This is a genomic window from Neobacillus oceani, from assembly GCF_046237595.1.
GTDB lineage: Bacteria > Bacillota > Bacilli > Bacillales > Cytobacillaceae > Bacillus_D > Bacillus_D oceani.
In genome coordinates, this window is sequence record NZ_CP143543.1 from 4529337 (window position 1) to 4543069 (window position 13733).

The 13733-nt window shown below is 36.8% G+C and carries 11 protein-coding genes; 1 reads left to right on the plus strand and 10 read right to left on the minus strand.

The genetic code is table 11. From position 1 onward, the window contains the following. Window positions 1-190: 190 nt before the first annotated feature. The 4 genes from V1499_RS22705 to V1499_RS22720 all read right to left on the minus strand — a co-directional run bounded on the left by V1499_RS22705 (window position 191) and on the right by V1499_RS22720 (window position 6609). Window positions 191-1612, minus strand: coding sequence for a M20 family metallopeptidase (locus V1499_RS22705; protein ID WP_409272815.1), 1422 nt, complete (start codon window positions 1610-1612; stop codon window positions 191-193). 53 nt (window positions 1613-1665) lie between these two features. Next, entirely contained in the window at window positions 1666-2880 is a 1215-nt protein-coding gene (locus V1499_RS22710) for an MFS transporter (RefSeq protein ID WP_409272817.1), read from the minus strand. Between the two features lie 224 nt (window positions 2881-3104). Further along, window positions 3105-4463 carry an MFS transporter gene (locus V1499_RS22715; protein ID WP_409272819.1) on the minus strand — a complete coding sequence of 453 codons (1359 nt, stop codon included), beginning with the start codon at window positions 4461-4463 and terminating at the stop codon, window positions 3105-3107. 199 nt (window positions 4464-4662) lie between these two features. Further along, entirely contained in the window at window positions 4663-6609 is a 1947-nt protein-coding gene (locus V1499_RS22720) for an FUSC family protein (protein ID WP_409272821.1), read from the minus strand. A gap of 585 nt (window positions 6610-7194) precedes the next feature. Here V1499_RS22720 and V1499_RS22725 point away from each other — a divergent pair. Beyond that, the gene (locus V1499_RS22725; RefSeq protein ID WP_409272823.1) at window positions 7195-7977 is read left to right on the plus strand and encodes a metal-dependent hydrolase; all 783 of its coding nucleotides are present in this window, start codon (window positions 7195-7197) and stop codon (window positions 7975-7977) included. Window positions 7978-8254: 277 nt separating this feature from the next. On the opposite strand, the gene V1499_RS22730 is transcribed toward V1499_RS22725, so the two are convergent. The 6 genes from V1499_RS22730 to V1499_RS22755 form a co-directional block, all read right to left on the minus strand. Continuing rightward, window positions 8255-9130 (minus strand): DNA adenine methylase, encoded by an 876-nt coding sequence (locus V1499_RS22730; RefSeq protein WP_409272825.1) that lies wholly within the window; start codon window positions 9128-9130, stop codon window positions 8255-8257. Window positions 9131-9491: 361 nt separating this feature from the next. After that, window positions 9492-10697 carry a hypothetical protein gene (locus V1499_RS22735; protein WP_409272827.1) on the minus strand — a complete coding sequence of 402 codons (1206 nt, stop codon included), beginning with the start codon at window positions 10695-10697 and terminating at the stop codon, window positions 9492-9494. 149 nt (window positions 10698-10846) lie between these two features. Next, entirely contained in the window at window positions 10847-11935 is a 1089-nt protein-coding gene (locus V1499_RS22740) for a DUF262 domain-containing protein (RefSeq protein ID WP_409272829.1), read from the minus strand. 1 nt (window position 11936) lies between these two features. Further along, window positions 11937-12722: an FRG domain-containing protein gene (locus tag V1499_RS22745; RefSeq protein ID WP_409272831.1), complete on the minus strand. Its 786-nt coding sequence runs from the start codon at window positions 12720-12722 to the stop codon at window positions 11937-11939. 139 nt (window positions 12723-12861) lie between these two features. Further along, window positions 12862-13341 (minus strand): 23S rRNA (pseudouridine(1915)-N(3))-methyltransferase RlmH, encoded by a 480-nt coding sequence (rlmH, locus tag V1499_RS22750; RefSeq protein WP_409272833.1) that lies wholly within the window; start codon window positions 13339-13341, stop codon window positions 12862-12864. A 101-nt stretch (window positions 13342-13442) separates the two neighbouring features. After that, window positions 13443-13601, minus strand: coding sequence for a CxxH/CxxC protein (locus V1499_RS22755; RefSeq protein WP_316572280.1), 159 nt, complete (start codon window positions 13599-13601; stop codon window positions 13443-13445). Window positions 13602-13733 lie beyond the last annotated feature (132 nt).

A 13733-nucleotide genomic window follows, 5' to 3' on the forward strand; every position in this document is an offset into this window, starting at 1 on the left:
TTTCCGTAGAATTCTTAGTAATACATCTAATCTTCTTCACTTGATATCCCAATACTAACGAAAATGAAATACAGGAGCAACCAGTCATTCTTCGGAAAGAAGCTTTTTATAATAAGTTTAAGAAAAGTGGTGCCTGCACTCCGTTTGATGTGTGACATCTCAACTAAAGCCGGGTTTGTTTGAATTCAGGTCAATCTTTTCGAGGCGGCTCTTGTTGCTTGGGAATAAGTGAAAAGTACGGTTCCCCTCCAAGCCGTTCCTGATGTTCAGCCTTTGCCTTTCGCAAGATGTCCGGATTTTCCATTACCTCGATTGCAGTACATGCGATTACTTTTCCAGCTTGTAGCATGCCTTTGTGGGCAATCGGCATGGCGCCTTGCGAAACAACCTGCCAAGTATGGAATGGAGTCCCAATTGCCCAGCAAGCTGTCATACACTGCATGGTTGGAACGACCCAGCTTACATCTCCAACGTCTGTGGAGCCTGACAGCATTATTTCTTTCTCGTTAAGCGGAGGAATGAAATCGGCTATGTGCTTCCCTTTTAGGTGTTCTACAGTAGGTTTATCCAATCCTATAAAAGCAGCTTCACGCTCTTCAGGGGATAGTGAATCTCTTATTTCTTTCGCATACGCTTGATCAAACTCATCATAGCTAGGAACACCAATCGCTGTTAAGTTCTCGTACATAACTTTTGCCAGAGTATGATTTGGAATAAGGTCAGAGGCAGCACCTTCAAAGATAACCTCCATCCTTGTTCCTGTCATCAAGGCCGCGCCTTTTGCAATATCATTTACTCTGGCATATAGTTCGGTTACCTGCTTTTTTTTCGGCGCGCGAATTAAATAAGCTACTGCTGCGTAGGCTTGTACAACATTCGGCGAGTTCCCGCCTGTATCGGTAATGGCATAATCAATTCTTGCTTCTGGTATGATATGCTCTCTTAAATAATTGACTCCAATATTCATCAACTCGACCGCATCAAGAGCACTTCGCCCCAAATGAGGGGAAGCGGCGGCATGAGCGCTCTTTCCGTGAAAAATAAACCGAACGGCGTAGTTCGCAAGTGAGCTGAAGTTCATAATAATGTGCTTTGTTTCCGGATGCCAAGAGAGGGCAAAATCAACATCATCAAACAGACCGGCGCGGGCCATATACGCTTTTCCAGAGCCATTTTCTTCGGCTGGACAACCATAATATCGAACCGTACCTTTCAAGCCCTTTTTTTCCATGTACTCCTTTATTGCTACTGTCGCAGCAAAAGCTCCGGTTCCTAATAAATTATGTCCACATCCATGTCCAGGTCCCCCGGCTATAATTGGCTCATGCTTTGTAAGACCCTTCTTCTGGCTTAAGCCCGGCAAAGCATCAAATTCACCCAAAATGGCGGCCACAGGCTTGCCGCTGCCAAAACTCCCAATAAAACCAGTTTGAAGTCCGCCAACATCTCTTTTGACCTGAAACCCTTCTCCTGCCAGTGCCTTGCACAAATAGTCGGCAGACTGTTGCTCTTCAAAATAGATTTCTGGCGTTTCCCAAATTTTATCACTTAACTGAATAAATGTTTCTTTTCGTTTTTCAATGCAGTCTGAAATAAACGTTTGTTTTTCCAAACCCAAACCCCTTCCTGCCCTTTAATCGTAGGCTTACTTCTTCTTTTTTTCGATTATATTTTATTTGTAAGCAATTGGCCTTTTTGATAATTTATTGTCAAAAGAGAAACAGCGCAGATAAATGCAAAAGCAATCAGCATCCAAAATGCCGCGTTGAACGAGCCTTTAAATGCATCAACGATAAATCCAATTGCAAGGGGCGTAAGGAACCCAGCAAGCTGCCCACCGGTGTTAACCAGACCCATACTGGAACCAGCTACTGATGATGGCATGTTTTTTAAGACTATTGCTGGTAATAAAATGATGACAAACGAAATAATCAGCATAATGATGGTTTGGAAAACAATAAAATTCGTTACATTTGAAGCCGTGAACATAAGGTAGAGAAGAATCGAAATACAAATGCAGGCTAATGCGCCAGCTGCTTTTTCCGCTCCTTTTGATAACTTATCAATCAAGTATCCACTTATATAAATGCCCAAAAGTTGGGCGACTCCTGGAATGGTCTGCAGCCATCCTAATGAAACAAGGTTTAATTCCCGAACATTCACCAAATAGGTAGGAATCCATGTGGCAAGGCCCCAGTTAACGGCGTATAAGGAAAAATAAGCAATAAATAAATTTAACATGAGGGGTGTCTTAAACAACTGCTTAAATGAACTTCTTTGAACAATCTCATTCTGTTTATTTGTTCTCTCTACGTCGTTTGGAAGCTTGATGTAATACCAATAGTATGCTGCAATCACGATACCAACGAGGCCAATCACAAAGAAAGTGGTCCGCCAGCCAATCGTTGTAAGCAAACCAACCGATAGAATTGGGATAATAAGTGCAATAATTCCCCCAGAGGATAGCATGATCGACATAGCACGGGCCCGCATTTCTTCAGGAAATATTTGCGAGATAATTTTTGAACTGGAAGGCTGGAATCCGCCTTCTCCAATCCCAAAAAGGAAACGAATAATGACCATCGACACCAATGACCAAGCAGCACCCGTTAGTCCGGTAAAAATAGACCACAAAATAACCGAGGCTATAAGTACTTTCCTGGCCCCAAACCGATCCGCAAGCCATCCCCCGGGAAGCTGCATAAGTGCATATCCTGCGAAAAAGCTGCTAAGCAAGATTCCTGTCGATGATGCACTAAGATTCAAGTCCTCTGTTATAGCCAAAACAGCATAGTTCATAATATACCGATCCAAATTTCCTAAAGCCCAACCTAAAAAAAGTAATGCCAATATCAGGTTCCTTTTTCGTGCTGACACCAATACCTTCCACCCCTATTTTCATCTATGCAACTGAATTCCCACCCTATTTTTCCCCAAAAAAAGAAAAAAACGACGGAAATTTCTTTTTCTAGGTATTCACTAGAAGGAATACACCCGTTCACCATAAAAAATGGAATAAGCACCTGACTTATGATAGCCAGGTGCTTATTCCACTTTTGTTTTTGAGTTTTAAACTTATAAGAAGGAAACTTCAATCATTGAGTTTATACTATCTTTTTACTGTTCTTCTTTTCAAATACCGTAACATAGAGCATCCCAGGAACCAGCACAACAGCAACAACTACTAATACAATGGCCATTGTATTCATATTTCCTTCATTGACTCCTGTAGCAAACGCCACACCATAAATACTAGAAGCAAGGATATTCCCGATAAACCTCGATGTCATGAGCAACCCAGATGCGATCCCACTTTCCGAAACACGAATAAAGGAATACAACAAATTTTGCAATCCGATATTCTGTATCCCATTACTAATCCCCGTAACCGCGAGCACGATGCCAATCCAGACTAAAGGAGAATGATCCTTAACAGTGAATAGCATGATAACCCCTACTAATCCTAGTAACACACTGGCCATTAACGGAATTCGAAATCCTTTCCTCTCTATCCATCTAGTCGCGATAGGTGTCATGATCATTGCAAAAATCGAAAGCGACAGCATCACGATTCCCGCCGTTTGAGAGCTTGCACCTAACGCACTTTGTATAAAAGTTGGGAAGCTTAACAGCACGGCAAAAAATATGACGGTTGATAAAATGTACTGGCCAAAAATAAGGGCCACATTCGAGTTTTTCTGGAAAAAATTCACATTGATAAATGGTTCATCCCTTCTTTTCTCGTATAGGTAGAAAATAACCGTTAGGATAAACGCAAGAATCAATGTTTTGATTTGAACAACTTGCTCGAGTCCAAGTAAAAAGACCATCCAAGAAGTAATAAATAAACTAAATAATATAATTCCAATCCCATCCAACTTATAGGATATTGCTGTATTTTTCTTATCTTTCGGGACAAACATCAATGTTAATCCTATTCCGATTGCTAGTATCGGCAAGTTCACATAAAAAATAACCGGCCATCCCCCGAACTGATTGAGCATTCCACCAATAGTTGGCCCGAATGCCGCTGACGTTGTTGCAAAAACAGCTAGTGTCCCGATTACACGGTTTTGATTGTGCTGTATGGTATTACGGATTATCCCAACTCCGGCTGGAAAGAGTGCCGAGGTGCCGATGGCTTGGATTCCACGCATCGCAAGTAACACAGGCATATTCGGAGATAACGGTGCCAAAATGGAGGATACCACCACAACTACAAGACCACTTAAAAAGATCAATTTCCTCCCATAAATATCACTCAACTTTCCAATCAACGGTGTAAAAATCGCACTAATGATAAAATAAGAGGCAATTAACCATGAAATATTAGTAGAACTCAGTTGGAAATCGTTTTGAATTGCTGGTAAAGCTACCGTAATCATCGTTGTATTTAATGGATTAAGGATAATGCCCAATGCCACAGCTAGAATGATAAATTTTTCGTTTTTTCCTACGGTCATTGCGATGTCTCCTCTAGATAGTATATCCCTTCATTTTAGTATAATTTATATCCTTAGCAGTCCAAAATTAAGACGCATGGGATAATGTCCCTGCGTCCGTAAAAAACTGCATTTCTTTATGGTATGGTTCCCAGTAAACAGCCTTAATGAGGGGCATCTGGGTGACGGCTTTCTAGCACTCAGAAAAGTGCCCATAAATTTAATTAGAAACTCTGTCATCTTTTTGAAGGGATTTTTGCAAGTGAATAAGCTCATTCCGTATACTTGGAAACCCTTCTATTTCAGGGACATTTTTAATCGAAGGTGACAGTTTTCGATCGGCGGCATTCGCCATTGTTTCACACACATAAAGCAATTGGGATAGTGTTTGGTCTGATAAAATCGGCCGTTGTTCAGTTTTCGAACAATTTTCCAGTAAATATCCTAAATGATCTATGGAAAATATCACTGGCCAGTAATATTCCAGTGCTTTTTTATCGACTGGAATCTCACCGGCAGCTGTATCATAAAGTGTTTTTAAATTATTTAAATTGGTTCGCATTTTCATTCTTTCTTTGCTTTTTCTCGCATTAAAACCAGTCCCTTGGTCAGAGAACAGTACCAATAAAAATTGCGCCTGGCTACGGACCGTTTTGGTAATTAAATGCGGGACACGGCTTGAGGCAGACCGCCTTCCTACGAAGAACACCCCAATTAGTCCAATAATACTGCCGATTAAAATATCAATGATCCTGGCAGATGCAAAATAACTAAAGGCAAAGTTCCCATGACTTGTGCTTTCCGCTATCAGCAAAGCATTCGGCGTAAAGAATAACGCAGCCAGACCATAATTTTTTACAATAAACAGCTCTGTAATGAACGTCAATAGCAGAATGAGTACTGCAATGATGTATCCATTCGGTTGAGCCATTAGAATCAAGCTTGCTATCATTATTCCGAGGATTGTACCAATTGCTCTTTGAATCGCACGGTGATAGGTGGCGACAATCGTAAAGCCGGACATAACCGCTACGCAGGATAAAGGTACCCAAAAAGGCCGTGTAAATTCAAACTCGTACGCTATTACAGCAGCGATAATGGTAAAAAGGCCGAACCGTACAGCAGTAATGAACACGATCGAGTTTTTATCAAAAGCACCAAGGAAAATGGTCCTTAGCGATGGGATGGAAATGTGAAGCTCATGATTAATTTTTGAAGTTGGTTCATTCATAATCGCATCCGCATCCGTTATTTCTTTGAATAACTTTAATACTGTTTCATCCATTCCTTCCGACAGAAGAAGTTTTTTAGAAGGAATCTCATTCCTATGCTTCAGGTCAAGCGAATGAGCGATTTCCCGGAGAAATTCCCCAAACTCTGGTGGCAATTTAACGGTTGTCGCCGAAAAATTTTCAAGGACATAGAAAAATAATGCGTTTGCTTGATCATTTAAGATGACTAAACGATTAAAAATGTCAGTATTTCGCCAAGGAATATATCCTGCCGCAAGTGTTTCTTCCGCTTCCCTCAAGCCTGACATAACTCTGTGCCTTGCCTCATTAAATTTCTCTGTACCAACTGAGTCAAGAAACCCGGCAAGTTCTGTATATACATTTTTCACAACACCCGTTTCAGGCCCATGGGGATTAAAAAACCAGCCAAGCATGGCAAGCACCCACGATAGTGTCCCTCCCAGAAATACAAGGCCGGCGCGCACCCATACAAGTTCCGGATGTACAGGCATACCGGTTGTCATCGCAAAAACTAACACGAAAAAGATCGCTGATGGCCCTTTAATTTTTAAAGCTCCAAAAATAAATATACCCACAGCTCCAATAATCCCCATCAAAACGGCTACTGCAAGTGGGTAAGGGGCAGCAATAGTCCCGAGGGCAGAGGCTAACGTCATCCCCAATACAGCAAAAAATATCTTTCTGGCTCTTTGGGCATAAGGGATATTGAACACATAAAGATATGCAAAGCCCCCCATTCCAGCGATCAACCCATATTCCAGATTCCCTACTAATAATCCAATAAAAACTGGCAAAGACGCTGCCAATCCTGCAGAAAACGCCTTTAACCACGGAAAAGGCTTCCTATTAACAGTTAATGCCTGTTTAAAAATCGATGGCGATTTGGGAGAGTCAGATTTTAGTGTTTCTCTCATACTGATCGCTCCTTTTCTTATTACAAAATTGGACCATTATCTAATTTCGGCTGAATTTCAAATTTCCCGCCAAAACACAATAGTTAAAGCAATTTTATGCTGTCCTAAATGAAGTGAAATCATTTAGGGCTTTTTTCACTTTTAATACTCAGGTTAATAATTGAAAATAAGCATTTGTACCTTTTCCCTCGCTTTAAAGATGACTGTAATTCTCCACTTCCCCATCACGCAAACCTTACTTTTTTTCTTATTATATCACCAAAATATTTCCCTTCTTTTTAAATCTTGTAAAGTTCGGTGTGGGTGTATTCCTTCATCCTTAGAAAACTTCCTAATTAGCTGAAAAAACCTCTATCTAAAAAGGCACGCCAAATGAAATAAGCGCCAAGAACATTGAATTGTTCTTTGACGCTTTTTGCTCTCAATACCTCAGCTTAAAACAACTGATATTTGTCGGCTCTTCCCATGATATTCATTCCTTATTTAAGCCATTAATGCATTTTGTAAATTCGTACTTATTAATTAGAAAGTCGGGAATAGAATGATAGTGGTTGTACTTTACGAATATTAGGGGGAGAGAATGTAATGAAAATATTACGGCTTGGCCATGCAATGTATATGTTTACAAGTAAAGAGGGGAAAAAGTACCTCGTGGATCCATTTATTGATTTAAATCCTGGATTTCCACAACAGCTAGATAATAAGGATTTTTATAATGCTATTGATTGTGTATTTTTGACACACGGACATTTTGATCATACAAGTGGGCTTTCTAAAATAGTGGAAAACAAACCTGACATTATGGTTGTTGCCCAATATGATTTGGCCATGATACTTCTGCAAAAGGGCATTAAAAATGTACTTCCGATTAATCTAGGTGGTTCGGTGTCCTTCGAAGATCTTAACGTCACAATGGTTCAAGCAAAACATACATCCTCATACGGGGAGATAGAAGGAACCCCACTATATGCGGGCGAGGCAGCTGGTTATATTTTTGACTTTGACAATGATTATACAGTTTACCATTCTGGGGATACAGCTCTTATGTACGATATGAAGTTGATTCAAGATGTGTATAATCCAGAGATTGCAATATTATCCTCATCAGGCCATTTTACAATGGGGCCAAAAGAAGCAGCCTATGCAGTGAAGCACCTATTGAAAGTTCAATACGTTATTCCAAGCCATACATTTCCATCTAAAAAAAGTGCCCCATCACCGGAGACCCTTGATCAATTATTGAACGCCTTTCCCGTAGTGGAAAATATGATAGATAAAGATAAAGACCTAAAAGAGTTGTTAAACGATTATCAACAAACCGAAGTGGTAACGATGGGATATGGAGAGGAAAGGGAATTTAAGAAATAGCCATATTATATAGAAAGTTTACCAATATTGTTGTCCTTCAGTTGAATGTGGCTTCACGGCCTCTAATATAACCAGGTAAATCATAGAACAGAGATGAGTTCTTTACATCTCTGTTCTTATTGCTCCTTTTGGCAACCTCTCTAATTTTAACCAATCGAGTTGTCTATTATTGTTCATAATTAAAACTGCATCTATTTATGGTATGGTTCCCCGTTGCATTTTTAAATGAGGTTAAAATTTTCCTTTATTATAAGAGAAAGAGTACGATTTCGCTTCGCTATACAGAAATCTCTTCAAAAATTACTTTGTCGTAAGATTCAATCTTAGTTTTTATATTGTGAAATAAATACTCCTTCTCCTTCCGGGGCTTTCTTGCAGAATACTGTAAGGTGTATACTTTCTCAGGACAAGATTCATATAGGTTGGAAATTTCGGCCTCAAAATCATAAGTTGTTATCCAATGGTATTCATCTAAACTCGTAATCTCGTTAGCTAATTTTTTATGGTCTTCATGAGAAAAAAAGTTAGTATAAAGATTCTTTCCTTGTTTGTAATAAGGTGGATCGAAGAAAATCAATGTGCTGTTAATGTCCATTCTTCCTTTTATAACTTTGTTTATTAAATCTACAGCATCGTAATTAAATAATGATATAGCGTGCCTCATTTTTGCTATATTGGATATTTTTTTTATTAGTGCAACTTTATTGAACCGACAATCTAATTTGTATCTGCCAGCTTGATCATGTCCTCCTATAGGACCACCACTTATAATTCCTGAATTATTTGTACGGTTCAAAAAAAAAGTAGCAAACCCTAAACCAAGTAAATCGGATGAATTTTTCTCAATAAATATTGCTCTTTGTTTATACCATTGTTTCATATTAATAGGTGTTTCTAATATTAAGTGTATAAATTCATTAGTAAAATTTATAACAGAGTACCACATAGCATAAATAGCTATATCGAAATCATTTATTACAATACTCTTCACTCTTTTGTTTAGCAGTAAATCTATAGCAATCCCTGCCCCCCCTGCAAAGGGTTCCACATAAGTTGCATTAATAATATTATTATTAGTCAATAAATGATTTATAAATTTTGTCATCTGCGACTTACCGCCTGGATATCTCAGTGGAGACAAAGTAGTTGGCATTAAACCACCTCTAGTCCCTTTCTTTTTTATTTGTTTATACTATTTAAATTATCTATTATATGTTTTAAAAACAACCGCCATCTGCGTTCTATATCCCACAAAACATCTGGTGAAGGGAGATTGTATTTACCATGTGTAATTGAGTTTAATTCATCGTGATCTTTTTTTCCAAAAGCTACATTGATAGTTCTTTGGAAATTCTGATTTATGTGTTGTAGTGATTTGTTACTCACGCAATAATTTAACAAATCAGTGAGTGAAGGATCCTTTTCTGGCCTCTTCCACTCATTTAAAAGGTTATTTTTTTTAAGATACTCTTGTAAAGTACATTCCAACAAAGTTCGAGTTAAATAAGTAGCACTTAATGTATAGGTAGATAACTAAGTCTATGTAATTCAAAGAGTGACCTTTTAATTCCTGGGTGCTCACCATGATAAACAATGCCTTGGAACAAGTATGAAATATTTTCAGGCTTTTGTTGTTTTATTGTTTCCAAAGGATAAGGTTGTAACGGACTTTCAGCTAAATCTTTTTGGTTATTTACTTCTTCAGATGGTTGGACCATAATTAATGAATCTTCCTTATTGTTCTCTACAGACTCGTTCACTTTAGATTGATCCGCCAATGCAAGCAATGGACTTTCTTGGTTGAGTTGATTCTCTATTATATTTTCTATCCCGTTTCCTTGTACTGTTGGGCTTAACTTATTTACAGATGTTTGATCTAGTTTAGTACTTCTAGTACCTAGCTCTTTATCTATACTTAATGTAGTTAATATTGGTATATTTCTCCAATTGATATTTTCAATAAAATACTTTTTATAAAAATCCTCTCGATCCTCTTTGTAATAAACATCGCTTACAGTAATTTCTTTATTTTTAAGCAGTTGTAATATGTAAAAAATTTTTTGTTCACTATCACTATTTATTAATTTTATTTCAGGAATTTTTTTGTTAATAATTACTCCTAACTGGGTTCTTAAATCAGGATCACTAAAAATACGTTCCATTGTTGAAAGGGAGCGCTCTACTTTTAATATATTATCCAAGAAATCAACCAAATAATTCTTATAGTCATCATTCATAAATCTATTCTGGGCCTTATAATCCCAAGGGAGTCGCCCAGCACCATTATTTTCCCCTGTATGCTTATTTTGAATTGTTTTTCTCATTAAAGTTTCTTCAGCAGGAATATCGTAAATAACACAATCAACAGAAGAGATAGGAGTAAAATTGAAGTCTTCTTTAATTTTTTTGATACGTTTAATTAAACGTTCTCTGTCTCTAATATCTACTGGTAAAATTTGAGGGTTATTTAAAAGCTTTATACAGGTAATCCGTCTGTTTCCATCCATTACCAAGTAATTATTTTGTTCTCCTTGTTCAACAACTATTATTCTTTCGGAAATTTCAAAACCATATTCTGCAATTGATTTCATTAAATTAAATAGTTTTTTTTCACTTTTAAATAATATTTTTATTGCGGCTGCTTCATCTTCTTGAAATTCATCTCGAGGATTCTCTTCATTAATATGAAGATCATTTATTTTAATAATTTTCGCTTTCATATATTACCACTACCTTCTTCTTAAAATAAATATAACACAGTTAATAATTGCCGCTTTTAGTTATAGTATTAAGTTCTTCTAAGAAGCAGTTAGGTTCCTATATAATGAAAACTTTTTTCTATGTTTAATGTTCAAATATATCCCTAATATTATTCTTCAATATCAATTGGAATACTTATTATGTTTAAACTTCCTCCATTTTCAATAAAATAATTAAAATACAAATTTAATATTCTTAATCGATTTTCAATAGAACTCTTTGAAATTGTACCTTGTTGTGTCAACCTATCATACTCTATTAAGGTTTCATCTTTTAATCCATTAGATATCCTATTTTTCATAATTAAATTTTCAAAACGACTTAAAAAAGTATGTAAATCTTCCCAATTGCGGCTTTCTAGTGTTTTAAATAATACATAATAAATTGGAATTTTTGATTTAGAATTTAATAATGGGTCACTCGAATTAAAAACGTTTGAAAAATCTTGAAGATTCAATTTAAAAATTTCCAATTTACGAGCTATTTCTTCTGTTGGTTGTCTGTTTTCTTTAAGTAGGGCATCAAGGTTTTTTTTATTTAAAGATAGAATTTCATTATTACTATCTAAAAAAAACAACTTGGTTAACAGGTCGAAATAATCATATCTTTTATCTTTAAATGTGAGCTTTATAAAAAAATTATGCTCTCTGATTAACTCTTTTAGCTTATTGGATAAGTAGCCTTGTATAGCATATCTTTTTTCTGCATTATTTAATTGTTTACCTTCATTTAATCGTAGAAAAAGTTCGTCAATTTTTTCCTGCTCATCTGTTATTACTAATGCTATATCTAACTTAAAGTTATCGAATAAATATTTTAACTTTGGGTAATATATTGCTATTTCGCTATAGTTCATGCCGTTTATTTTAATTTCAGGATCATCGAAAAACTCAAAGTTTTGACTTAAAGGAAACTTATCCTCCATAAATTCAAATATTGATAAAAACCTTTGTTTCCCATCAATAATTGCAAAAAGTTTTTCCTTAGGGTTTAATTCATTTCCTTTATTAATAAAATAATTCACGTAAAATTTTGGTATATCCATATTATTGAAAATACTATCAATCAACAATTGCTTACTTTCCGTACTCCAAATTCCCCCAATACGTTGATAGGGAGGATTAAAGTCTATATTCTTACTTATAAAATGTGTATACCACTCTAAAATGGTGGAAGTTGTTTTATTAATTGCAAACATTTTATACACCTCCAGCACTTAGCAAATTTTCTTTGTGTTCTCTAATAATAATCTTTCCGATAGCATCTAGTCCTGGATAAAGGCTACTTTCATTTATTCCAATGTTATATAGTTGTTTTTTTATAGTATCTATTGCACTTTTTTTAATTACAATTTTACTTAAAAATCTATCAGCATTATTTGTTTCTTCAAGTGCTCTGACACTAGGAGGTTTAGGGAATAAAGTGAAAACGCCCTTTTGTGCTATAATTCTTTCGCTATTAAGTGATCCTATAACAGCTATTGGATGGTTTATTGGAACACCGGGCGGACTTTCTGGCCCAAATATACTTGTAATATCCTCTGATTCTATATTGGGGATATTATTTCTAGTTGATTGGAAATTAAAATTTCTATTCAATTCGAGAGGATCAAGACACCAAACTACTGCATCAAATTCTATAGGATCTGTTGTGCTTCTATATTCAATGGCAAACATTAAGGCTATTAATGCATCTTCGCTCCAATCAAGTAGCCTTGTTGGTACGCCATGATGTTGCATTATAAATAACCAATCCCAAAATGAATTTGGTAATTTTTCTAGAAAAGGCACCGCTTTAGCTTTAAATTTCATATAAAAATCCATTTCATAATCTTCATCGGTACTATTTCTAAAGCTTGACGGAAGTAATTTATATTCAGTATTGTCTTTAGATTGCCCACGATACCAGAGCCTTTTGCTAGATTCTAAGAAAGATGCAATAGCTAGCAAATAACTACCAACGTCTTGAATCTCAACTCTATTCACAAAGGTCACCACCATTATAAAATAATTGTATTTTCAAGTTTACTATACTACATTAAATTCTAAATTTTTACTTTTTTCTTCGTTTTTTTCAAAAAAATAAAACAAAGCCATTCGACTTTGTTTTTAAATCTAACCTCATTTACTTATGATACGGTTCCCCCCGATTGATCCGAAACGCCCGATAAATCTGTTCAACAAGAATCAGCCGCATGAGCTGGTGAGGAAAAGTCATCCGTGAAAAAGAAAGCTTATCATTGGCCCGGCTCAAAACTTCCCCGCTAAGCCCTAGCGATCCTCCAATAATAAAAGCAATTTTGCTTTTACCGTGGAGGGCGAGCCTGTCCAGATTGGCGGCCAGCTCCTCGGACGATTGCATTTTTCCCTCGATGGCGAGGGCGATGACATGGGCATCGGCGCTGACCTTTGCCAGAATCCGCTCTCCCTCTTTTTTCTTCACCTGTTCCATCTCTGCTTCGCTCATTTCCTCGGGCGCCTTTTCATCAGTGACTTCAATGATTTCTATCTTGGCATAGGCGGAAAGCCGCTTCGTATATTCCTCGATTCCCTGCTTTAAATATTTCTCTTTCAATTTACCAACCGTTACAACAGAGATATTCACAATCCACAGCCCTTTACAAAATGGTTACAAACAGTTTACAAACACGTTATCCACAGAAGTTATCCACATGTCCACATTTTCTATCCACATCTTGTAGCAGATCATTCGTTCGCCACAACATATATTGCGGTATTTTGACAAAATTCACAGCTTGTTGATAAGTTATCCACATCAACTTTTTCCAAAATCGGAAAGGTTTCGTGCTCATCAACCACCATATCCAGCGCAAGCTCAACATGTTCTTCACAGCAATAAATCAAGTTTGTCCACCTCCATCTTTACTCTACAAACCACTTCGATGGCAGCTAGTTTTAGTTTCCACAGCCGGTAGCCAGTTATTCACATCATACCATACCCCTCAAACTCAGGCTCTTTCAACTTTTCCACAACAA

What these genes read in the sequence shown, in the direction of transcription:
- V1499_RS22715 (WP_409272819.1), bottom strand. Translation starts at nt 4,463, where the DNA reads ATGACCGTAGGAAAAAACGAAAAATTTATCATTCTAGCTGTGGCATTG.
- V1499_RS22720 (WP_409272821.1), bottom strand. Translation starts at nt 6,609, where the DNA reads ATGAGAGAAACACTAAAATCTGACTCTCCCAAATCGCCATCGATTTTT.
- V1499_RS22725 (WP_409272823.1), top strand. Translation starts at nt 7,195, where the DNA reads ATGAAAATATTACGGCTTGGCCATGCAATGTATATGTTTACAAGTAAA.
- V1499_RS22730 (WP_409272825.1), bottom strand. Translation starts at nt 9,130, where the DNA reads ATGCCAACTACTTTGTCTCCACTGAGATATCCAGGCGGTAAGTCGCAG.
- V1499_RS22735 (WP_409272827.1), bottom strand. Translation starts at nt 10,697, where the DNA reads ATGAAAGCGAAAATTATTAAAATAAATGATCTTCATATTAATGAAGAG.
- V1499_RS22740 (WP_409272829.1), bottom strand. Translation starts at nt 11,935, where the DNA reads ATGTTTGCAATTAATAAAACAACTTCCACCATTTTAGAGTGGTATACA.